Source organism: Phocaeicola intestinalis, assembly GCF_014837065.1.
Lineage (GTDB): Bacteria > Bacteroidota > Bacteroidia > Bacteroidales > Bacteroidaceae > Phocaeicola > Phocaeicola intestinalis.
Genome location: NZ_JACSPP010000015.1, coordinates 21,439 through 43,207, shown reverse-complemented (window position 1 = coordinate 43,207; position 21,769 = coordinate 21,439). Strand labels below are relative to the sequence as shown.

The 21,769-nt window shown below is 48.5% G+C and carries 19 protein-coding genes; 11 read left to right on the top strand and 8 right to left on the bottom strand.

Annotated elements, in window-relative coordinates:
* Window positions 1-341: 341 nt before the first annotated feature.
* Together H9625_RS06785 and H9625_RS06780 are read left to right on the top strand one after the other, a co-directional pair.
* The gene (locus H9625_RS06785) at window positions 342-701 is read left to right on the top strand and encodes a BlaI/MecI/CopY family transcriptional regulator (protein WP_013619187.1); all 360 of its coding nucleotides are present in this window, start codon (window positions 342-344) and stop codon (window positions 699-701) included.
* A gap of 275 nt (window positions 702-976) precedes the next feature.
* The gene (locus tag H9625_RS06780) at window positions 977-2,539 is read left to right on the top strand and encodes a M56 family metallopeptidase (protein WP_191763554.1); all 1,563 of its coding nucleotides are present in this window, start codon (window positions 977-979) and stop codon (window positions 2,537-2,539) included.
* Window positions 2,540-2,628: 89 nt separating this feature from the next.
* Here the strand turns inward: H9625_RS06780 and H9625_RS06775 are convergent, their stop codons facing one another.
* The 5 genes from H9625_RS06775 to H9625_RS06755 all read right to left on the bottom strand — a co-directional run bounded on the left by H9625_RS06775 (window position 2,629) and on the right by H9625_RS06755 (window position 7,941).
* Entirely contained in the window at window positions 2,629-3,567 is a 939-nt protein-coding gene (locus H9625_RS06775; protein ID WP_191763552.1) for a Ppx/GppA phosphatase family protein, read from the bottom strand.
* Complete coding sequence (locus H9625_RS06770) at window positions 3,564-5,630, bottom strand: RNA degradosome polyphosphate kinase (RefSeq protein WP_022039726.1); 2,067 nt, start codon at window positions 5,628-5,630, stop codon at window positions 3,564-3,566. The genes H9625_RS06775 and H9625_RS06770 overlap by 4 nt, the downstream gene beginning before the upstream one ends.
* A gap of 109 nt (window positions 5,631-5,739) precedes the next feature.
* Window positions 5,740-6,858, bottom strand: coding sequence for a glycosyltransferase family protein (locus H9625_RS06765; RefSeq protein WP_087211478.1), 1,119 nt, complete (start codon window positions 6,856-6,858; stop codon window positions 5,740-5,742).
* Window positions 6,855-7,664, bottom strand: a complete 810-nt coding sequence (locus H9625_RS06760; protein ID WP_087211515.1) for a UDP-2,3-diacylglucosamine diphosphatase — start codon at window positions 7,662-7,664, stop codon at window positions 6,855-6,857. Before H9625_RS06760 ends, H9625_RS06765 begins: the two co-directional genes overlap by 4 nt.
* A 76-nt stretch (window positions 7,665-7,740) precedes the next feature.
* Entirely contained in the window at window positions 7,741-7,941 is a 201-nt protein-coding gene (locus H9625_RS06755; RefSeq protein ID WP_022039723.1) for a type II toxin-antitoxin system HicB family antitoxin, read from the bottom strand.
* 153 nt (window positions 7,942-8,094) lie between these two features.
* On the opposite strand from H9625_RS06755, the gene H9625_RS06750 reads away from it, so the two are divergent.
* A complete protein-coding gene (locus tag H9625_RS06750; protein ID WP_022039722.1) occupies window positions 8,095-8,748 on the top strand; it encodes an HAD family hydrolase in 654 nt (217 codons plus the stop codon).
* A 91-nt stretch (window positions 8,749-8,839) separates the two neighbouring features.
* Here H9625_RS06750 and pfkA read toward each other — a convergent pair whose 3' ends face one another.
* On the bottom strand, window positions 8,840-9,820 hold the full coding sequence (gene pfkA, locus H9625_RS06745; RefSeq protein ID WP_013619179.1) for a 6-phosphofructokinase: 981 nt from the start codon (window positions 9,818-9,820) through the stop codon (window positions 8,840-8,842).
* 236 nt (window positions 9,821-10,056) lie between these two features.
* On the opposite strand from pfkA, the gene H9625_RS06740 reads away from it, so the two are divergent.
* The 6 genes from H9625_RS06740 to H9625_RS06715 all read left to right on the top strand — a co-directional run bounded on the left by H9625_RS06740 (window position 10,057) and on the right by H9625_RS06715 (window position 15,646).
* Window positions 10,057-10,368 (top strand): nitrous oxide-stimulated promoter family protein, encoded by a 312-nt coding sequence (locus tag H9625_RS06740; RefSeq protein ID WP_022039721.1) that lies wholly within the window; start codon window positions 10,057-10,059, stop codon window positions 10,366-10,368.
* Window positions 10,369-10,606: 238 nt separating this feature from the next.
* Window positions 10,607-11,302 (top strand): NigD1/NigD2 family lipoprotein, encoded by a 696-nt coding sequence (locus tag H9625_RS06735; protein WP_191763550.1) that lies wholly within the window; start codon window positions 10,607-10,609, stop codon window positions 11,300-11,302.
* A 119-nt stretch (window positions 11,303-11,421) separates the two neighbouring features.
* The gene (gene radA / locus H9625_RS06730; protein ID WP_013617289.1) at window positions 11,422-12,795 is read left to right on the top strand and encodes a DNA repair protein RadA; all 1,374 of its coding nucleotides are present in this window, start codon (window positions 11,422-11,424) and stop codon (window positions 12,793-12,795) included.
* Between the two features lie 75 nt (window positions 12,796-12,870).
* The gene (locus H9625_RS06725; RefSeq protein WP_013617290.1) at window positions 12,871-13,257 is read left to right on the top strand and encodes a GxxExxY protein; all 387 of its coding nucleotides are present in this window, start codon (window positions 12,871-12,873) and stop codon (window positions 13,255-13,257) included.
* 70 nt (window positions 13,258-13,327) lie between these two features.
* On the top strand, window positions 13,328-14,995 hold the full coding sequence (locus tag H9625_RS06720; protein WP_191763548.1) for an NAD(P)/FAD-dependent oxidoreductase: 1,668 nt from the start codon (window positions 13,328-13,330) through the stop codon (window positions 14,993-14,995).
* Between the two features lie 78 nt (window positions 14,996-15,073).
* Entirely contained in the window at window positions 15,074-15,646 is a 573-nt protein-coding gene (locus H9625_RS06715; protein ID WP_013617292.1) for a response regulator transcription factor, read from the top strand.
* A 161-nt stretch (window positions 15,647-15,807) separates the two neighbouring features.
* On the opposite strand, the gene H9625_RS06710 is transcribed toward H9625_RS06715, so the two are convergent.
* The gene (locus tag H9625_RS06710) at window positions 15,808-17,013 is read right to left on the bottom strand and encodes an alpha/beta hydrolase (protein WP_191763546.1); all 1,206 of its coding nucleotides are present in this window, start codon (window positions 17,011-17,013) and stop codon (window positions 15,808-15,810) included.
* Between the two features lie 429 nt (window positions 17,014-17,442).
* On the opposite strand from H9625_RS06710, the gene H9625_RS06705 reads away from it, so the two are divergent.
* The gene (locus H9625_RS06705) at window positions 17,443-18,636 is read left to right on the top strand and encodes an acyltransferase family protein (RefSeq protein ID WP_013616233.1); all 1,194 of its coding nucleotides are present in this window, start codon (window positions 17,443-17,445) and stop codon (window positions 18,634-18,636) included.
* A gap of 227 nt (window positions 18,637-18,863) precedes the next feature.
* On the opposite strand, the gene H9625_RS06700 is transcribed toward H9625_RS06705, so the two are convergent.
* The gene (locus H9625_RS06700; protein WP_225226324.1) at window positions 18,864-21,209 is read right to left on the bottom strand and encodes a sugar-binding domain-containing protein; all 2,346 of its coding nucleotides are present in this window, start codon (window positions 21,207-21,209) and stop codon (window positions 18,864-18,866) included.
* Window positions 21,210-21,335: 126 nt separating this feature from the next.
* Between H9625_RS06700 and H9625_RS06695 the strand changes: the two genes are divergently transcribed.
* Window positions 21,336-21,728, top strand: coding sequence for a hypothetical protein (locus H9625_RS06695; protein WP_191763544.1), 393 nt, complete (start codon window positions 21,336-21,338; stop codon window positions 21,726-21,728).
* Window positions 21,729-21,769 lie beyond the last annotated feature (41 nt).

Below are 21,769 nucleotides of genomic sequence, written 5' to 3'. Positions count from 1 at the left end.
AAAACAAACGAAACGGTAACTTATCAAACAGACAAGCCTGTATTTGCTTTTAAGCACTGCTTCTTTTATGCAGTCAAATAAATAGATTTTATGGTTTCCATATCAAGAACGTACGGTTTCCATATCGAAAACGTACGGTTTTGAATTGGAAACCATAAAACTTACTGATATAAATTGCTATATTACCGCAAAAGCATTGGCATTACAACATACGCTTTCCGCAAATATGCTTTTTTCTATTTCCTCCACAGACTTTCGCCACTGTTCACCATTATTAACTATAAAGATTAGTTGAATAACTAAAACTTTTAGTTACTTTGCGGAAAACAAACAGAAATAGCATGAAAAGACTGACCGCAAAAGAAGAAGAAGTAATGGGATTTTTCTGGGAGAAAGGTCCTTTGTTCGTCAAGCAGCTGCTGGAGTTCTATCCCGAGCCGCGTCCGCACTTCAATACGCTTTCCACCATTGTGCGCGGACTGGAAGAGAAAGGCTATCTGGCGCATACGGCATTCGGCAATACGTACCAATACCGTGCCGCCGTGTCGAAAGACGAGTTCAAGCGCGGGACGCTGAAAAGCGTCATCAGCAAGTATTTCAACAATTCCTACTTAGGGGTGGTCTCTTCGCTGGTAAAGGAAGAGGAGATTTCGATAGAGGAGCTGAAAGAGCTTATCAAGCAAGTGGAGGAAGGGAAATAAGGTTGTGTTAGTTTTTGAGTTTTTTAGTTTGTCAGTTTGGAGTTATTGAATTACTAAAAGATAAACTCAAGAGCTTAAAAACCAACAAACTTAAAAACTCAATATGAATGTCCTCATTTTGCCAAATTGCCTGTAGGGGCGTATCGCATACGCCCGAATGCATCAACTAATCCACGTGGATGTTTTTCAGGGCGTATGCGATACGCCCCTACATTGGCTATCTGCGGACATACTTAAAAACTTAAGAACTCAAAAACTTAAAAACTCAAAAAGATATGGGACTATTTTTTATCTATATACTGAAAGCATCGGTCTGCCTGGCTTTGTTCTACCTTTTTTATAAGGTATTGCTGAGCAAGGAAACGTTTCATCGGTTCAACCGGCTGGCATTGCTTGGCATATTGGTCTTGTCGTGCCTCCTGCCTGCGGTAAAGATTGCCATCAGCGAACCTACGGCATTGAACCAGACCGTATCGGACTTGGAAAGCCTGCTGATGCTGGCTGAACTTCGTGCAGGAACAGAAGCCGCGGAAACGGTTTCCCGGTTCGGATGGCAAGAAGCAATGGTAAGCATTTACCTGATAGGAGCTTTCTGCTGCTGCATCAAGAGCCTTATCGGAATCGGGCGGATATGTACCGTCATCCGCAGGAACCGGAAAGAAAGGCTGGCAGACGGGAGCATCCTGGTACGTTATCCGGGGAAAATCGCCCCGTTCAGCTGGATGCATTACATCGTGATGCCGGACACAGACCTGCAAGAAGACAACAGGGCGATAGTGGAACACGAGCAAGCCCACATCCGCCTCCGGCACTCGTGGGACTTGCTGCTTGCCCAAGCGTGCATCGTTGTGCAGTGGTTCAATCCGGCGGCATGGCTGGTGAAGCAAGAATTGCAGAACATCCACGAATACGAAGCCGACGAAGCCGTACTGGCATCCGGCGTCAACGCCAAGGAATATCAATTGTTATTAATAAAGAAAGCCGTTGGCTCAAGGCTCTACTCTCTCGCCAACAGCTTAAATCACAGTTCACTTAAAAAACGTATCACTATGATGATGAGAAAAAAATCGAACCCGTGGGCACGCGCCAAGTACCTCTACGTACTTCCGCTGGCTGCAGTAGCTGTAGCCGCTTTTGCCCGTCCCGAAATCTCGAAACCGCTGAATGAGATTTCACGTGTCAAAGTTACGGAATTTCCGGCAATATCCGATGCCGTAACAAGTGAAAGTATCGAAAAAACCGATACACTTAAAGGAAAGCCCCAAACGATAGTCATCGTGGGGGACAAAAACAATCCGGACAATGAGGAAGAACCTTATACGGCGGTAGAACAGATGCCCCAATTCCCGGGCGGCATGAAAGCATTGATGGAGTATATCAGCACAAACCTGCGCTATCCTGAAGACGCCAAGCAGCAGAAGACGGAAGGAAGGGTCATCGCCCGTTTTACGGTAAAGGAAGACGGGAGCATTGCCGATGTGAACATCGTGCGCGGCATAAGCCCCAGCCTCGATGCCGAAGCCGTGCGGGTGCTTTCGGGTATGCCCCGATGGGAACCGGGCATGCAGAACGGGAAAGCCGTAGCGACCCTCTATACAGTTCCGGTAATGTTCAAGCTGGATAAGGAAGGTGCAGCAAGCGATAGCACGATAATTTCTTTTGAACCGCAAGGTGTATTAATTCTTGTGGATGGAAAAGAATTTCCTACAAAAGACTTGTTCACGATTGACCCGAATACAATTGAAAAAGTAGAAATCATAAAAGACCCTGAAAAGATTGCTCCCTACGGGGAAAAAGGTAAGAACGGCGTAATGCTGATTACGATTAAAAAGCATTAAATGAAGAATGAAGAATTAAGAATGAAGAACTCGTCACGCTGGATGAAAATTCTTCATTCTTAATTCTTCATTCTTCATTAAAAAAAGCCTCATTTTTCCGCATCGAGCGACTTCAAGGATTTCCCGTGTTCGCGCTCTTCCTTGCTTCCGGCATAAAGCCCGTCGATGATGCCGTCGGCAAGACCGATGGTTGGCACATAGATATATGAGGAGCCTAAGATATCGGCTATGGTCAGGAAGATGTTGCCTGCAGGCACGATAACATCTGCACGGTCGGGCTTCAGGCTAAACTTATCCATACGCTCTTCCACCGACAAGGCACTCAATTCGTCGTACAAGCCACGCAGGGTTTCTACCGTCATCCGCTGGGCTTTCTTGTCTTTCTTCTCCGCCAGCCGGTAAAGCTTGTTGATGTTTCCTCCCGAACCGATGATGTTGGTATCGGGATATTGGCGGGCAAGCTCCGCCATATCCTCTTTCAGGCGCGTCCACTCGCTTTCCTTTACCGCCTTGTTCAGCAAACGCACGGTACCGATGTTGTACGAACGGCTGCACTGCAATTCTCCTTGCGAAAGCAGGTTGATTTCGGTCGAACCTCCCCCTACATCCACATACAGGTAATTGCCCGTGCGGTCTTTCATATATTCAATGTGGTTGTTATAGACGATTTGCGCCTCTTCCTGTCCGCCGATAATCTCAATGTGAATACCGGTTTTCTTCTCGATTTCCTTGATGATGTCCATACCGTTCTTGGCATCGCGCATTGCCGAAGTGGCACACGCGCGGTACTTCTGTACATCGTAAATCTTCATCAGATAGGCATACGATTTCATCAGGCGCATCATGTTCTTTTCACGCTTTTCCGAAATCTTTCCCTTGCCGAACACATCAAAACCCAGGCGGAGAGGCACACGCAGCAGCAATTCCTTCGTGAACTTCACCTGTCCTTCATTTTCTTCAATCCGTTTCACCAGCAAACGGGCGGCATTCGAACCGATGTCGATTGCCGCATAATTCATCTCTGTCATTCTTCTTTCTCGTTTTTAGCTACATAGTAATTATACAATGCTTCTTGCGAACGGAAAGGTTGTTCGTCGACAATGGCGTGAAACTCATTATCGCCCGTACCATCGACAATACGTCCCTGAAGCGTATCCTTCAGTCCATACTCCACGATACGCTTCATTTCCTCTTTGATATCGGGGTCGTAAACAGGTGTCACCACTTCTACCCGATTATCCAGGTTACGGGGCATCCAGTCGGCCGAGCCGATGAACACTTTCTCCGTACCGCCCGCAGCGAATACAAAGATACGAGAATGTTCCAAATAACGGTCAATAATTGCGTTAATTCGTATATGATCACTCACTCCGGGCACATCGGTGACCAGCGAGCAATTGCCCCGCACCACCAAATCGATATCTACACCGGCTTGAGAAGCTTCATACAGTTTGTCCACCATCATAGGGTCGGTAATGTGATTGACCTTGATTTTGATATAAGCCGGCTTTCCCGCTTTCTTGTTCTTGATTTCATCACGAATCAAAGCGATGAACTTGTTTTTCATCTCATTGGGCGAAACCAGCAATTCCTTGAACTTAATTGGAACATACGGACGCTCGATAAAGTCGAATACGGCATTCACGTCCTTCACCAGCCTGGGCGAAGCCGTCATCAACATACAATCGGTGTACATACGGGCGTTACCCTCGTGGAAGTTTCCGGTGCTGATGCAAGCGATGTCCGGACCGGTCTTCATCCCGATGTGGGTAATCTTGGAATGCACTTTCAAGCCCTCCACACCAAAAATAACGCGGATACCCGCATCCTGCATCTTCTTCGACCAGTTGACATTGGAAGCCTCGTCAAAGCGTGCCAGCAACTCGATGACTACGGTCACCTTCTTTCCGTTGCGTGCGGCAGCTATCAACGCCTTTACCACTTTCGACTCTTTTGCCAGACGGTAAAGGGTAATCTTTACACTGGTCACCTGCTTGCTTACGGCAGCTTCCTGCAACACACGGATAAACGAATCAAAGCTATGATAAGGCACATGGATAAAACGGTCTTTCTTCTGTATTTTCTGAAGCAGGCTATCCGGACCGTCCAGGCTCTTACGCAAGATACAAGGCCATGCGGGATATTTCAGGTCGGCACGGTCGCAATCGGGAAAACGCATAAAATCCTTATGGTTCTGATAACGTCCGCTTGCCATCACCGTATCGTTCTTGTCCACATCCAGTTTTTTCAGCACGCGTTTCAGCAGGTCCTTCGGCATGCTGCTATCGTAAAGCACACGCAAAGGCTCGCCGTGCTTACGGCTCTTCACCCCTTTCAATATCTTCTGCAAGGTACCGCTATTGGCATCGTTGTCGATTTCCATTTCCGCATCACGGGTAAACTTGTAAGTATAAGCCTCGAAATGAGTATATCCCAATCCCTCGAACACCAGAGGGAGGCAGCACCGGATCACATCGTCCAAATACATCAGATAACGCTTCTCGCCTTCGTTAGGAAGACGGACAAACCGCCCGCATACGCTTACCGGCAGTTCCAGGAATGCATAATCTGCCACCCGTGTGCTTTCCTCTTTGCTCACCTTTACGGCGAGGTAAATGTTTTCATCGTTTCCGAAATCGAGCGAACGCACCTCCGAAAACCAAATCGGAATAACCTGGCCGCTCAACTTCGACTTATAAAAAGAATATATGAATGCCTTCTGTTCGGGAGATATTTCGGTATCGGAAAGCAGGAAGATATTTTCTTTGCGCAACTCTTCGGTAATGCCTACCACAGCTTCGCCATACTCCTTCACATAACGCGAATTGAGGCGGGATATCTGCTTGATAAGTTTCTTAGCATGTTCGCTTTCCGAAGCCGCCGACTTATCCGCACATTCGGCTATCCGGCTCTGCGAAGCCATGCGCACACGGAAAAACTCATCCAGATTATTCGAATAAATGCCTAAGAAAGACATACGCTCCAACAAAGGCACATGCGGACGGCATGCTTCCTGCAGAATACGCCGATTAAAGAACATCCAACTAATATCCCGATCCAAATAGGGGAACTTCTTTTTCTTCTGTAACATAACTAAACATTTTTCTGCAAAGAAAAACAATTCTTGTTACATTACGATTGCAAAACCAAAAAGAATCCCTAAATAATTCTAATCAGCTCAAAAAAAAGGCGACAAGTCCTCACACATACTCCTCCACCATATACATTCCTTGCATGTAATCGTGCGAGATATGTTTTTCCAATTCGTTCAGGATGATGTAACGCGAAGAGCGCACCCATGTCCCGAACGTCGGGTCAGGCTGGTAAGTCCCAGCAAATGCCAACAGCTTGTCGAGGTTGAATCCTTCGTCTACAATCCCACTTCCGTCCAAAGTGGCATCGTACGCATTGCACTCCTGCTCGATATGTGCCGGTACCATCAGGATAGGCTTACCCAGATACATCGCCTCGCATATCGACTCGAAACCTGCCGTACTGGCATATGCCTTGCAACCTGCCATCTGGCGCAGGAACTCCCGGTCGTCCAACTGATAAAACGACAAGGTTTCGTCTATCTTTTTCACCGGTTCTTCTTCCCAATGGTCCCAAAAGAAGCGCAAAGGTACCTGAGGATGTTCTTCGTGCCAGCGGCGCACATAATCAGAAAATCCAGAATTGACCATATACCCGTGAATATAATCGCCTTTCACCGGCTCCTGCTCGAACACTTCCTGACGCAACAGGGGAGGAATGATGCTGATACGATGCTTCTCATCGTCTTTCATCGCACGAAACGAAAGTGCCAGCCTGCGCGATGCACCTAACGAAGTGAGACGGGTGAAGAGGTTCATCAGAAACGAACTGCACCGGTTCTTTCTCGGCATCCGGAAATCCTTATGCAGGAACAGATACTGATGTCCGATACATACCATCGGAACAGACGGGCGGAAGAAGAAATAAGTAAGCCCCGTCATCAGTTCGTAAAAATTGATGACCAGGTCGGCTCCCGTTTCACGGATACGCCGGTTGACGTAGCACATACTTTCATAGTATTCGGGCAATTTCAGCAAGCTGTACATAAAACTCCGGCTCAGATTGGCACGCCTGTTGGCGCGCGTAGGCAGAAAATTGGGGCTGATAATATGTTTGATAGGTGCCTGAATGTTCCGAATGAAAAACCCCGGCAAACGGCGTGACTCACTCTTGCCTACCAGCACTTCCACCACATCGTGGCCGTTCTCACGTAACAGTTTTTCCAGCGAAATCGCTTGGGTCAAGTGTCCCCTTCCCTCTCCTTGGACTACGAATAATACTCTCATGATGCTACAGGTATAATTGATAATACGGACTTTTTTTCTTCCATTTCCTTCTGTTTAACCATCTCCGTGTAATAAACCACATTCCAATTGCCTTCCTTGTCTTCGGTCAAGGCAGACATCGTCTCTACCCAGTCGCCCGAATTCAGGTAATGGATGCCATCTATCATCCGGTTCTCCGGATGGTGAATATGCCCGCAAATCACCCCATCGCATTTCCGGTTGCGTGCAAAATCCACCAGCACCGTTTCGAAATCGGATATATAATTCACGGCCTGCTTGACTTTTTGCTTGATAGCCTGCGACAACGAGTAATAAGGCTTACCCCGCCTGATGCGGTACTTATTGTAAAGACTGTTCATCTCCAGCAACAAGGTATAGCCGATGTCACCCAGCTTCGCCAGCCATTTCATCCCCGATGTCACTTTGTCGAACACATCCCCATGGGTTACGAAATAATGCTTGCCGTTGCTTTCCAGCACATAGTCTTTCACAAGGGTCAGGTTTGCAAACTGCAAGGGGATAAGACTCTCCAGAAAATCATCGTGATTGCCCCTCACATATACAATCTCCGTCCCCCAATTCTCCATCATCTTCATCAGAATCTTGAAAAAACGCGTATGTTCGGCTTTCCATTTCCGCACACCCGACTTCTGCAGACTCCAGCCATCGATAATATCGCCGTTCAGGATAAGACGGTCGCAATCTACCGCACTCAAAAAATCACTCACCTGATTCACTTTCGAATGAGAAGTACCTAAATGGATATCCGAAAGCACTACCGTACGGTAATGAGGTCTTATGTTCATCATATAGTCCGATTTAAATCAATACAAAGAAAGTACTTTTTTATTACAATCCAAAAGATAAAACTAAAATAATTTATCAACTTACATCTTCCAGCGTGTATATCAAGGATATTTCCCGGAAATATTCTTCGGCCACTTCCATCAGATTTTCAAGCGCGTCATCTTCTGTCTCGCCGTAAGCACAGCATTGGTCATAGTCTGACAGATAAGCATAATAACCGCCATCGGCTGTGCATTCCAACACATAATTTTCAGAAAAAGGAGTACCTATATTCATAATCGTCATTTTTTTAAACTTCCCAAAAGTCTCCTTTTCATATTACAATATGATGTATATGATGTTACTTTTCTGTTTATCCGATGAAGACATGCCATTTTTTCTGCCAATTATCGTATCTTTGCCTACAGAAACACAAAAAATGACATGGAAATGAAAAAACTGATTATATTCGACCTTGACGGCACTTTACTCGACACCATAGCCGACCTGGCTGGAGCCACTAACCATGCACTTGCCACTTATGGTTATCCCATTCACGAGACAGACGCTTACCGGTTCTTCGTAGGCAACGGCATCAACAAACTTTTCGAACGGGCTTTACCCGAAACAGAACGAAACGAAACGAATATCATGAAAATCCGTTCCGTTTTTATACCTTATTATAATAAGCACAATGCCGACCTGAGCCTGCCATACGCAGGAATCACACACGTATTGGAAACTCTCCAGGCTAAAGGATGCCAGCTTGCCGTAGCATCGAACAAATACCAGGAAGCCACCACCAAGCTTATCACCCAATACTTCCCTACCCTCTCTTTTGTCCGTATTTTCGGACAACGGGAAGGCGTGCCGGCCAAGCCCGACCCTGCCGTAGTATTCGAAATCATGCAGGCTGCAGGAGTATCTCCTCAAGACACAGCTTACATCGGAGATTCAGGCGTAGACATGCAGACGGGCATCAATGCCGGAACAGAAACCATTGGTGTAAGTTGGGGGTTCCGTCCGCGCACCGAACTGGAAGCCTACCATCCGGCATTCATCGCCGATACACCCGAAGAATTGCTGTCTTTTTTAGGTAACTAGGAACCAGTTGGCTAGGGACTAGGTTCTGAATACCTTAGTAAAACTATTTAAAACCTAGTACCTAGTCAACTGGTACCTAGTCCCTAAAAGCTTAAATAGACAACTCGTCAAGCACCTGGATAAGCGACTTGTCGAGCGGCTTGTCTTTCTTGATGGCTTCCGAGAAAGGCACATACACCACCTTATCATTACGGATACCTATCATCACGTTCCGCTGGTCTTCTTTCAGCGCCTCGATAGCGCCTACCCCCAGGCGGCTTGCCAAAATACGGTCGTACGCGCTCGGAGAACCTCCCCGCTGCAAGTGCCCCAAAATGGTGACACGCACGTCATATTGCGGATATTCTTTCTTCACACGCTCGGCATAGTGCATGGCTCCTCCGTCCTTGGGCGATTCGGACACAATCACGATACTGCTGTTCTTCGACTTGCGGAAGCCGCGCCCGATAAACTGCTCCAGCTGGTCTACGTCGGTCTGGTCTTCCGGGATAATGGCAGCTTCGGCTCCCGAAGCTATCGCACTGTTCTGGGCAAGGAATCCGGCGTCACGCCCCATCACTTCCACAAAGAAGATGCGGTCGTGCGAAGTCGCGGTGTCACGTATCTTGTCCACACATTCCACGATGGTATTCAGTGCCGTGTCATAACCGATGGTCGAGTCGGTTCCGTACAAGTCATTGTCAATCGTTCCGGGCAAACCGATACACGGCACATTAAACTCTTGCGCAAAAGTCAGCGCACCCGTCAACGAACCGTTCCCGCCGATGACAATCAACGCATCGATGCCTGCCGCCACCATGTTATCATACGCCACCTTACGGCCTTCCGGAGTCATGAAATCCTTCGAACGTGCCGTTTTCAATATCGTACCTCCACGCTGGATAATGCTGCTTACATCCTGCGTGGTAAACTCCTTGATTTCATTCCGAATCAAACCTTCATAACCTCGGTAAATGCCTTTCACCGTATACCCGTTGAAAATAGCGCTGCGTGTCACCGCACGGATAGCCGCATTCATGCCCGAAGCATCACCTCCCGAAGTCAAGATTCCAATACATTTAATTTGTTTCATACCGTCTTATCTGTTAGTTAGTTAGTTAAATCTGATGCCTTCCCTTACGGAAATGCACCTCAAATGTAAGACATTCATAACGAAACGCGCAATCTGTAAGTATAAAATATTTAAAATGCCGTAAAATCACATCTCTTTCCCAAAAGCATTTTGAGCTTTCCGGTCTTTTCGTTATCTTCGCTTTTCAAAATTCACACTTTTCCGGATACCAAATCAAAGAAATCATCATCAAAACCATGAGCCGCACCCCCTCACACATTGAACGAGAGAAGCGCGTAGTAACGCAAATGATCAGGCTCTATTGCCGCCATAAAGAAGGAAACGCCACGCTCTGCCCCGCCTGCCAGGCACTTTTGGAATATGCCCATGCCCGCCTCTCGCATTGCCGCTACGGCGAACAGAAACCCACCTGCAAGCAATGCCCCATCCATTGTTACAGTCCCCGGATGCGCGGGCAGATGCGAACCGTCATGCGCTATGCCGGACCAAGGATGTTACTTTATCACCCTGTTTCTGCACTTGTGCATTTATGGAAAGAACTTTTTTGAATAAGCAACTGTTTTGAATTTGTCGTACAATGATTTAGGATAAGTTTTTATGAATCCTACAAACATCCCATGTACTATGTAGGGACGGAGTCAGCCCTTACATGGCTATTGGGAAAAATGAGAATATTCATTAAATAAGTGCCCATTATTTGTTTCAATATTTTTAACATCTAAAGATGCATGATTTATGCTTACCTTGCATTTCATAGACAAAAGTAACACATTAGAACCTACGAATATGAATGCAATGAACAAATGGACCAAGACGTTACTGCTAGCCACAGCGATGGGCGGCACACTCGCTTTTTCATCGTGCCTGGACGATGATGACAATTACTACACAGCCTACAACGGTGCAATCGTTACTGCCAAAACAGATACCGACGGCACATTCTACCTGCAGTTGGACGACAGCACAACCGTACTTCCGGTCAACATCGCTACATCTCCATTCGGCGACAAGGAAGTAAGAGCACTGATGAACTTTGATTTTTCGGAAGAATCTGCCGGCAAATACGACCAAGCCGTCACAGTCTATTGGATGGACAGTGTCTTGACCAAACCAATGGCAACCGATCTGGGAGAAAAAAATGACTCGGTGTACGGCACCGACCCTATCGAAATCGTACGCGATTGGGTGAACATAGCCGAAGACGGATACCTCACACTACATTTCAGGACGGTATTCGGCAACGGTGGAACCAAACACATGGTCAGCCTCCTGCCAACAAATAATCCAGAAAACCCGTATGAAGTGGAACTACGCCACAATGCATATGGGGACACTTACGGAGAACAAGGAGACGGAATGGTGGCATTCAGACTCAATGCACTGCCCGACACCCAAGGCAATACCGTCAAACTGAAACTGATCTGGCAATCATATAGCGGCGAGAAGTCGACTGAATTCGATTATCGCTCACGGGAAGAATAAAGACAAAGAGGGTAAGGAAGTCCCCCATTCCTTACCCGACATATTTTTTCACCTCTTCAACACATGAATTTCGCAGATTTTTGCCTAAGTTTGCCGAAAGAAACTGAAAAGGGAAAGATATGGCTAAAGAAAAAACGGTGTATGTATGCACCCATTGCGGATACGAATCGCCCAAATGGGCAGGCAAATGCCCTTCGTGCGGACAATGGAACACATTTACGGAAGAGGTGGTACGCAAGGAAACACCGGTGGCAAAACACGCGGCGCACGGCATCGAAAGCGTACGCTCGAAACCACAACAACTGCACGAAATCACTTCGAGCGAAGAGTTGCGCATCGACATGGGAGATGACGAGCTGAACCGGGTACTGGGAGGCGGGCTGGTAGAAGGCTCGCTCACCCTGATAGGAGGCGAGCCGGGCATCGGCAAGTCAACGCTTATCCTTCAGACGGTATTGCGCCTGCCCGGCCTGAAAGTGCTTTACATCTCGGGCGAAGAGAGTGCCCGCCAACTGAAACTGCGTGCCGACCGCATCCCGCATCCCGAAACGACGCAGCTGCTGATAGCCTGCGAAACGTCATTGGAACAAATCTTCACCCACATCAAGAACACAGCCCCCGCCCTGGTCATCATCGACTCCATACAGACCATATCGACCGAAACCATCGATTCTTCGCCGGGAAGCATCGTGCAAGTGCGCGAATGTTCGGCAGCCATCCTCAAGTTCGCCAAAGAGACAGGCACGCCCGTCATCCTCATCGGACATATCAACAAGGAAGGAAGCATCGCCGGACCGAAGGTGCTGGAACACATCGTAGACACGGTATTGCAATTCGAGGGCGACCAGCACTACATGTACCGCATCCTGCGGAGCATCAAGAACCGCTTCGGGAGCACGGCGGAGCTGGGCATCTACGAGATGAGGCAGGACGGGCTGAGGCAAGTGAGCAACCCGTCGGAACTGTTGCTCACGCAAGACCACGAGGGAATGAGCGGAGTGGCTATCGCCTGCGCCGTAGAAGGCATACGCCCGTTCCTCATCGAAGTGCAGGCACTGGTGAGCACGGCAGCCTATGGCATGCCCCAGCGTTCCGCCACGGGATTCGACCTGCGGCGGATGAACATGCTGCTCGCCGTGCTGGAGAAACGGGTAGGCTTCAAGCTGGCGCAGAAGGACGTGTTCCTCAACATAGCCGGAGGACTGAAAGTGAACGACCCTGCCATCGACCTGGCGGTCATCAGCGCCATCCTTTCGAGCAATATGGACACGGAAATAGAAACCGGCGTGTGCATGGCGGGCGAAGTGGGCCTGAGCGGTGAAATCCGTCCGGTGAACCGCATCGAGCAGCGCATCGGCGAAGCGGAAAAACTGGGCTTCAAGCGCATGCTCATCCCCAAACATAATCTGCAAGGTCTGGACCGGAAGAAAATCAAAATCGAACTGGTACCGGTGAGGAAGGTAGAAGAAGCCTTCCGGGAACTCTTCGGATGATGTGTTTCTCTTCACCACAAAAAGATGCTTTAAAACGCAGATTTTCGCAGATTAACGCAAATTATATTTTTAGCTATGGTATATATTGACAAAGAAACAAACGAATTGGCATATCAAATTATCGGATGCGCCTATAAAGTCCACAAAGAATTAGGTCCTGGATTATTAGAAAGCACATACGAAGCTTGCTTATGTTATGAACTGGGCAAACTCGGCATCAAATATGAAAACCAAAAAGAACTTCCGGTCATTTACGATAATACACATATCGATTGCGGATACAGGATAGACATTATGGTAGAAAGGAAAATCATTGTTGAACTAAAAACAGTAGAAAAACTTTTACCTATTCATACCGCCCAGATTTTGACTTACCTAAGACTAAGCGGAATACACTTAGGTCTACTGATAAATTTCTTCAATACTAACTTGCAAAACGGAATAAGAAGATATGTACAATAAAATCATAATCTGCGTCAATCTGTGAAAATCTGCGTTTCAAAAAACTTACAAGCGAAAAAACAACAAACCTATGATACAAGAACTTCAATTACGAGTACTGCCCGAACAGGCAGCAAGCGATGACAACATCAAGCAATACATCAGCCGGGAGAAGGGGCTGGACGCACGGACCATCAAGGCGATACGCATACTGAAACGAAGCATCGACGCACGCCAACGAACCATTTTCGTCAACCTGAAAGTACGGGTGTTCATCAACGAAATGCCCGAAGAAGAAGCTTTTACACATACTGAATACCGCAACGTGGAGGGGAAACCTGCCGTCATCGTCGTGGGAGCCGGACCGGGAGGACTGTTCGCGGCACTGAAACTGATAGAACTGGGGCTGCGTCCCATCGTGGTAGAACGGGGGAAAAACGTACGCGAACGCAAGGAAGACCTGGCACGCATCAGCCGTGAGCACAAAGTGGACGCCGAATCGAACTACAGCTTCGGCGAAGGCGGAGCAGGTGCCTACTCGGACGGAAAGCTCTATACCCGGAGCAAGAAGCGGGGAAACGTGGAAAAGATACTGAACGTGTTCTGCCAGCACGGAGCGGACACCTCCATCCTCATCGACGCACACCCGCACATCGGGACGGACAAACTACCGCGCGTCATCGAGAACATGCGCAACACCATCCTTGCCTGCGGAGGGGAGGTGCACTTCCAGACACGCATGGACGCGCTCATCATCGAACACAATGAAGTGGCGGGCATCGAAACGAATACGGGCAAGACGTTCCGCGGCCCCGTCATCCTTGCCACAGGACATTCGGCACGCGACGTGTACCGCTGGCTTTATACCCACGACGTACACATCGAGCCGAAAGGCATCGCTGTAGGAGTAAGGCTGGAACACCCGTCGATGCTCATCGACCAAATCCAATACCACAACAAGGCGGGAGGGGGAAAATACCTGCCCGCGGCGGAATACAGCTTCGTGCAACAGGTAGACGGACGGGGCGTATACAGCTTCTGCATGTGCCCCGGAGGATTCGTGGTGCCGGCGGCAAGCGGCCCGCACCAGATAGTGGTGAACGGAATGAGCCCCAGCAACCGGGGTACGAAATGGAGCAACTCGGGGATGGTGGTGGAACTCCGCACGGAAGACCTCGCCCATCCCGACCTGCAACTGCAGGCATGCGAGGCTTTCCCCAACTCGGCGGAAGCACAGACCGAAACCCTGATAGCACAGGCAAAGACGGAAGAAGGGACAGTACACCCGCTGGCGATGATGCGTTTCCAGGAAAAGCTGGAACAAATCTGCTGGCAACAGGGAAACATGCGGCAGACGGCTCCCGCACAACGGATGGCAGACTTTACCCGCAAGAAACTGAGCTTCGACCTGCCCCCCACGTCGTACAGCCCCGGACTGATTTCGTCGCCCCTGCACTTCTGGCTCCCGAGGTTTATCGGAGACCGCCTGAGCAAAGGTTTCCAGCTTTTCGGGAAAAGTTCGCGCGGCTTCCTTACCAACGATGCCGTGATGATAGCCGTAGAGACCCGCACTTCCGCCCCCGTACGCATCGTGCGTGATGCCGAAACGCTCCAGCACGTAACCGTAAAGGGCCTTTTCCCCTGCGGAGAAGGGGCAGGCTATGCAGGAGGCATCGTCTCGGCAGGCATCGACGGAGAGCGGTGTGCCGAAGCTGCCGCTGCCTACCTCCATCTTTCACCACAGATTACACAGATTTAGAAATAATTCACCACAGAATACACAGAAAAAATGAATGAATTTAATCTGTGTAATCTGTGGTGAAAAAAAACGCATACCATGCCACATACACCTGAAATTGCCATCCTCGAACAAAACACGCTGGCTGCACTCGGATTGCGAACCATTCTCGAAGAGCTGATACCCAATGCCGTAATCCGTATGTTCTCGTCTTTCGGACAACTGATAGACGACACGCCCGACATGTATGCCCACTACTTCGTGTCGGCACAAATCTACTTCATGCATACCGCATTCTTCCTTGAACGGCAACCGAAAACCATCGTGCTTTCGAACGGGGAACATCCGCAGCTGAACGGCGTACCCACGCTGAACTGCACCCTTGCACAAGACGAACTGCTGAAAGCCATCGTGCGCCTGCGCCAGTACGGGCATCACTCCTTACCTCCCCTGCACGCCACCGCGCACGACCTTTCGCCCCGCGAAATCGAAGTGCTGGTGCTCCTTACCAAAGGCTGCATCAACAAGGAAATAGCCGAACGGCTCAACATCAGCCTCACCACGGTCATCTCGCACCGCAAGAACATTACCGAAAAGCTGGGCATCAAGTCGGTGTCCGCCCTCGCCATCTATGCCGTGATGCACGGATACGTGGAAGCCGACCGCGTGTAGGTTGTCTTTCACCACAGATTACACAGATTAAAATAATTTTATATGAATGCCCGCATCTTGCCAATCAACCTGTAGGGGCGTATGCGATACGCCCCTACATTGGCTGTTTGCGGATATTCAAATAATTTTAATTGAAAATCTGTGTAATCTGTGGTAAAAAACTACCGGAACAGCTCCGGCAAGAAATGATTCAGGTACTTGCGCCAGTTGCTCCAGATATGCCCGCCGTCCGTTTCCATGTACTCATAACGGTAGCCCTGGGCATCGAACCGTTTGCGGAGCCCCACATTGTCCTGATACAGGAAATCGGCAGTTCCGATGGCGATGAAATACAGTTTCGGAGCCTCGGCAAACTGGCGGGCAAGCTTCGTGTCAAGGTCGGCATAGACAAAAGCATTGTCTCCCTTTGCCTCACGGTTGACGGCTGCCGAAAACAAACCTACATAATCGAACAGGTCGGGATAGTTGGCAGAGATGTAAAGCGAATGGAATCCGCCCATCGACAGGCCCGCAATGGCACGGTGCGCCTTGTCGTTCACCGTGCGGTAATGCGACTCCACATACGACACGATATCGGGGAATGCCACCTCGAACGAACCTTCCATCGTCTTCGGATTCATAAACGAAGGCTTGTACATGCTGTTCGGGTACTCGCCCGGAGCAGCTTCCTGCCCGCCGTTCCCGTTCGGCATCACCACAATCATCGGTTTCGCCTTGCCTTGCGCTATCAGGTTGTCGAGTATCTGCACGGCACGCCCCAGTTCGCTCCACGCATTCTCGTCGCCCCCGGCACCGTGAAGCAGGTAGAGCACAGGGTAACGCTCCGTACCGTCCTCGTAACCTGCCGGAGTATAAACCGTCATGCGGCGGCGCTCCATCCCCAGCTTCGGACTGGGATACCACACCTTCGACACCGTGCCGTGAGGCACTTCGCGCACAAAATAGTTGGCAGACAGCTCACCGTCGACCAGAAAATAATTGGTATACGTGGCTATGTCGCGGAGCATATATACGTTGCTGGGATCCACCATCCGCAACCCGTCTACGTAGAAACAATACGTGTGCAATTCGGGCGCAGGCATCGGAGTCTCCAGCGTCCACACGCCTGCTGTGTCGCGCGTCATCGCCTGACGGAGAGGCATCTCTACCGCCCCCAGCGGAGTTTGTTTCTGCACCTTGCCGAAATAGTCGGCTTCTACCGTCACTTCTTTTGCCGCCGGTGCCAACAGGCGGAATGTGACTGTCTGCGCCGCCGTATCCACTTCCGGCGAAACGATGTTCCCTGTGTTTACCGCAACGGTCTCTTGCGATTGGGCAGCGAGTGCGAACAGGCATCCCGCCGCCAGCATCCATAATCTTTGTTTCATACTTATCGTTTTATTAATACGTTGACAAAATTAGCACAATTCCCGCAAAGGCATTCCGCTTTCCTCACAGATTATATCAAAAAATAAAATATTTTTTTAGGAATTGTTTTGAATTTATCGTATGCTGATTTAGGATGAGTTTTGAAGACCCCAAAAACTGCCAAAGCACACACGAAAACGAACACATCAAGACGAGAAAAAACTTTTTGTAGAAATTCAAAACAGTTTTTTAATGAAGACTTTACTTTTATAGCGGAATATCGAAAACAAGCATTATCCATTATCTTTGCATATACTACAAGAAGGTAGAGAAAGTAAAGAATGAAGAATAAAGGGCAATGGCACTGCTTATGCTATCAGCCTAAAAGGTGTTGGCTTCTACTTGACTTCTTACCTCCTGTAAGTTTCACAAATTAAAATATTTTACGCATGAAAAGCAATGTATATCTTGCCTCTAAGCCACGCTACGAAATACTGGATGGACTACGCGGTGTAGCCGCTGTGCTTGTCGTAGCCTACCATTTGTTTGAAACCTATTACCACGGCGGTACCAGCCAGCCCATCAATCACGGCTATCTTGCTGTAGACTTCTTTTTCGTCTTGTCGGGATTTGTCATAGGGTATGCTTACGATGACCGATGGGACCGTATGTCGACATGGGGATTTGTCAAACGGCGGCTTATCCGCCTGCATCCGATGGTGATATTCGGTTCATTGTTTGGAGCCGCCCTGTTCTATTTCGGTGATTGCTCCAGCTTTCCGCTTATCGGAGACACGCCTTGGTATAAAACAGCCCTGATTATGCTATGGGCATTTACCATGATTCCCATACCCACATCGATGGACATCCGTGGATGGGGAGAAACCAATCCCCTGAACGGTCCGGCATGGTCATTGCAATGGGAATATCTTGCCAATTTCTTATATGCCGTCCTTTTCAGACACTTTTCACGAAAAGCATTGGGTGCCTGTGTGGTACTCTTCGGTATCATGACCCTCGTGCTTTGCCTGAACATTGACATTTTCGGTTTCCTGGCTGCACGCTCTTCGGCTTCCTATACGGTAATAGGAGGCTGGTGTCTTTCTCCCGACCAATTACAGATAGGATTGACACGCCTGCTCTATCCTTTCTTCTGTGGACTGCTGTTGTCGCGCACCGGAAAACTTATCAAGGTAAAAGGAGGATTCTGGTGGTGCTCGGCAATGATTGTCGTATTACTGTGCATGCCCTGGATGGGATTAGGTCCGGAAGGAAACGCACGCTGGACAAACGGGCTTTACGAAGCTGCCTGTATCCTGGTTTTCTTTCCGCTTATCGTATCCATAGGCGCCGGAAGCAGCGTAAAGGGAAGCACCTCGGAAAGCATCAATAAGTTCCTCGGCGACATATCTTTTCCACTATACATCACCCATTACCCGCTTATTTATATGCAAATGGCATGGGCAAACAGCCACAAAGATGCCCCCACAGGCACACACATATTCGTTGCAGTCAGCACTTTCCTGCTTGCTATTCTGATAGCATACGGAGCTTACCGCCTCTACGACCTGCCAGTACGTGAATGGCTGAAAAAGCAATTGTTCAAACCTGCCACCCCTTCTGATGCAAATAAGACAAAATGAATGTCCGCCCACAGCCAATATATAGTCCTGAAAAATGAATATATACTGCATACGCGGTTGAATATATACTGCATACGCATTTGAATATATACTGCATACGCCTATGGATATATACTGCGTTTTCAACTCAGCCGGATTGGCTAACCGTGGACATTCATAATAAACAATACCAACCGGCAGCACACGGATGATGCCAGTCTCTGTGTGCTGCCCCCAATGCTTCAACGTCACCTGAACGAAAGAGAAAGACGCTGCTTCATATCCTTTCCGCCGATATCCCCGACAGATACCTGTATGCTTGCTTTACCGCTCTTCTTATTGGAACGCACCACCAGCAATGCACGTCCTTTCCATAAGCGATGCGTAGAATCGAAATACGGGTCTTCGTCTTTGATGTCGGCATTGCCTAAAGCAAGCAACGTAGCCGCCCCCTCGACAGATACCGATAACCGGTTATCAGCCACCGGTACGGTCTGCCCTTCCGCATCGATTGCCTCTATTACTATAAACGAAAGGTCCTGCCCGTCGGCATTGAGCTTACTTCGGTCCGCTGTAAGGCGCAGAGCAACAGGTTTTCCTGCTGTTCGCAAGGTCTGTGTTTCGATTGTTTCTCCATTGCGGATGCCTTCAGCTTTCAGCACACCCGGTGTATATGCCAAGGAAAATACAGCTTTCATTTCCGCTACCGGCTTTTCCTCTATCAGTTGGTCATTCAAGTAGAGCCGTACCATAGGATAATGTGAATATACTTCCACTTCTATCGGTTTACCTTCATGCCCTTCCCAATTCCATGAAGCAAAAGTAGGCCACGTCCCCCACTGCGTAGTCTGTATTTTTCCTTTGTAGCCATCAGGCTCTTTTACGGCGATGTACAAATGCTCGTCTCCCGCATCATTCCACAACATAGAGCGGTAATGGCTGATAGGTTTGCGCAGTCCCGTCAGGTCGATATCGCCACAATAAGCAGCATGCCACGGATAAAGCGGACGGTGGTAATGCTCGCCCGGCACATCGCCTTCGTAATACCAGCGCCCGATACCCGACTCACCGATATAGTCTACCGCCGTCCATACAAAATCACCGATAATGTATGCATGGTCTTTTACTTTACGGAAATTCTTCCAGGCATCGTTGGGATACGATTCGGTCTGCATCATGATGCGTGAAGGGACACGCTGATGATCTCCCTCTGATTTATGTATCATATAATTATACCCCACAATATCGTGTGCTTCAGCCAACGGGTCGTATATCTCCCAGTCTTTGTCCCATGCGGCAAGCGCCGATGTCACCGGACGTGTCGGATCCAGTTTGCGGCAAAGGCCTGCCAGTTTGCGTGCCGTAGTCACGACCTCTATCTTCTTCCGCTCAATGACCTCATTACCGATGCTCCAGCAGAAGATGCTGGGATGATTGCGGTCGCGGAGCACCATCGCTTCAATATCACGTTCCCACCATTCGTCAAACAACGTATGATAATCATACGTATTTTTGGCATCACGCCAACCGTCGAAAGCTTCATCGATAACCAACAGCCCCAACTCGTCGCAAGCATGAAGAAAAATTTCCGAAGGAATGTTGTGTGAAGTACGTACGGCATTGAAACCAGCCTGTTTCATCAGCTCTGCTTTCCTCCATTCGGCACGGTCGTAGGCAGCCGCCCCCAAAATGCCGTTGTCGTGATGCAGGCATCCGCCATTCAATAAGACAGCCTTTCCATTCAACAGAAAACCTTTTTCGGCTGAACAGGCCAAAGTACGGAAACCGAAGCGTTCTTCTTTACAATCTACCGTTTCCCCTTCTTCGGTCACGGTGATGCGGGCGGTATACAAGTTCGGTGTATCGGGCGACCAAGGCTTTGCATCGGATAATGCCAAGGTATGCGTTACACCAATCCGCTCACCCGGCTCCAGCACGATTGTTTCAGTCTGATGCTGTCCGGATACTTCTGTTTTTACTTCAACTGTCCTCTTTTCATCCGTTTCGTTCTCAATGTCAGTCTTAACAACGGCTGTATGCAGGTCGGGAGTGGTCACCTGAATGCCCCAATTGGCGATGTGCACCAGTTCACTTTCAACCAGCCACACATTACGGTAAATTCCCGAACCTGTATACCAACGGCAATTCTTCTGCTGCGAATTATCAACTCTGACCGCCACCGTATTCTTTCCCGTTTTCACATACGATGTAATATCTACAAAAAACGAAGAATAGCCATACGGATGCCCACCTGCACGCTGCCCGTTGACATAGACCTCCGAGTTCATATAGATTCCTTCGAAATAAAGTTGGTATTTCCTGCCCTCAATAGCCTTGGGTAGTTCAAACGTCTTGCGGTACCATCCGATGCCGGCAGGTAAATAGCCTCCATCATTACCGGCTGGTGCATCCTTGTCAAAACGTCCTTCGATGCTCCAGTCGTGCGGAAGCGTCAGTTCCCTCCACACTCCGTCATCAAATACTTCGTTTTTTGCTTCTGCGATATCACCTAAACGGAAACGCCAGCCATTATTGAACAATTGTTTTCCGGAAGATGCCGACACCGAAAGGCACAGCACCAGCAATGCATACATAAGAATCTGTTTTTTCATGGGTATCAATTTTGGTTTCTGAATCTGTTGCAAAAATAAAGAAAATATCCGCCAGATTTCAAGAATTTGTTTACCTTTGTATTCACTCACATCAAAAAACTTCTATTTATGAAAAAACTATCTCACCTTACCCTTGCCATCGGCTTTGCCGGTATATGCCTCACCGCATGCACCAGCTACAGTGCCCAAGATTACGTGAACGACATGAAAAACCTGACCGAAGAAACTCTCAAAAATGCATCTACCTATACGGAAGAAGACTGGAAACGGGTAGGCGAAGAATACCGCAGCATCAATGAAAAAGGCAAAAAAGTACTGGAAAACATGACCGAAGACCAACGGAAAGAACTGGAAAAATTCTCAGAAGAGATGTCGGACAAAGCCGCCGAGTTCAATCATGAGGAACTGAAAAAGCAATTCGATGATATTATGGAACAGGCAAATGATTTTGTAGATGATATAAAACAGCAGCTGCAGGATCTGAAAGAAGAGAATGAATAAGAAAGCTAAAGCGAGGTTGCTTATCAAACAACCTCGCTTCC

Bases quoted from the DNA above. Each gene is read 5' to 3' on its own strand.
- H9625_RS06725 (WP_013617290.1), top strand. From the start codon at position 12,871: ATGGTATATATTGACAAAGAAACAAACGAATTGGCATATCAAATTATC.
- pfkA (WP_013619179.1), bottom strand. From the start codon at position 9,820: ATGAAACAAATTAAATGTATTGGAATCTTGACTTCGGGAGGTGATGCT.
- H9625_RS06705 (WP_013616233.1), top strand. From the start codon at position 17,443: ATGAAAAGCAATGTATATCTTGCCTCTAAGCCACGCTACGAAATACTG.
- H9625_RS06720 (WP_191763548.1), top strand. From the start codon at position 13,328: ATGATACAAGAACTTCAATTACGAGTACTGCCCGAACAGGCAGCAAGC.
- H9625_RS06780 (WP_191763554.1), top strand. From the start codon at position 977: ATGGGACTATTTTTTATCTATATACTGAAAGCATCGGTCTGCCTGGCT.
- H9625_RS06760 (WP_087211515.1), bottom strand. From the start codon at position 7,664: ATGAACATAAGACCTCATTACCGTACGGTAGTGCTTTCGGATATCCAT.
- H9625_RS06770 (WP_022039726.1), bottom strand. From the start codon at position 5,630: ATGTTACAGAAGAAAAAGAAGTTCCCCTATTTGGATCGGGATATTAGT.
- H9625_RS06785 (WP_013619187.1), top strand. From the start codon at position 342: ATGAAAAGACTGACCGCAAAAGAAGAAGAAGTAATGGGATTTTTCTGG.
- H9625_RS06740 (WP_022039721.1), top strand. From the start codon at position 10,057: ATGAGCCGCACCCCCTCACACATTGAACGAGAGAAGCGCGTAGTAACG.
- H9625_RS06765 (WP_087211478.1), bottom strand. From the start codon at position 6,858: ATGAGAGTATTATTCGTAGTCCAAGGAGAGGGAAGGGGACACTTGACC.
- H9625_RS06755 (WP_022039723.1), bottom strand. From the start codon at position 7,941: ATGAATATAGGTACTCCTTTTTCTGAAAATTATGTGTTGGAATGCACA.
- H9625_RS06710 (WP_191763546.1), bottom strand. From the start codon at position 17,013: ATGAAACAAAGATTATGGATGCTGGCGGCGGGATGCCTGTTCGCACTC.
- H9625_RS06735 (WP_191763550.1), top strand. From the start codon at position 10,607: ATGAATGCAATGAACAAATGGACCAAGACGTTACTGCTAGCCACAGCG.
- radA (WP_013617289.1), top strand. From the start codon at position 11,422: ATGGCTAAAGAAAAAACGGTGTATGTATGCACCCATTGCGGATACGAA.
- H9625_RS06700 (WP_225226324.1), bottom strand. From the start codon at position 21,209: ATGTATGCATTGCTGGTGCTGTGCCTTTCGGTGTCGGCATCTTCCGGA.
- H9625_RS06750 (WP_022039722.1), top strand. From the start codon at position 8,095: ATGAAAAAACTGATTATATTCGACCTTGACGGCACTTTACTCGACACC.
- H9625_RS06715 (WP_013617292.1), top strand. From the start codon at position 15,074: ATGCCACATACACCTGAAATTGCCATCCTCGAACAAAACACGCTGGCT.
- H9625_RS06695 (WP_191763544.1), top strand. From the start codon at position 21,336: ATGAAAAAACTATCTCACCTTACCCTTGCCATCGGCTTTGCCGGTATA.
- H9625_RS06775 (WP_191763552.1), bottom strand. From the start codon at position 3,567: ATGACAGAGATGAATTATGCGGCAATCGACATCGGTTCGAATGCCGCC.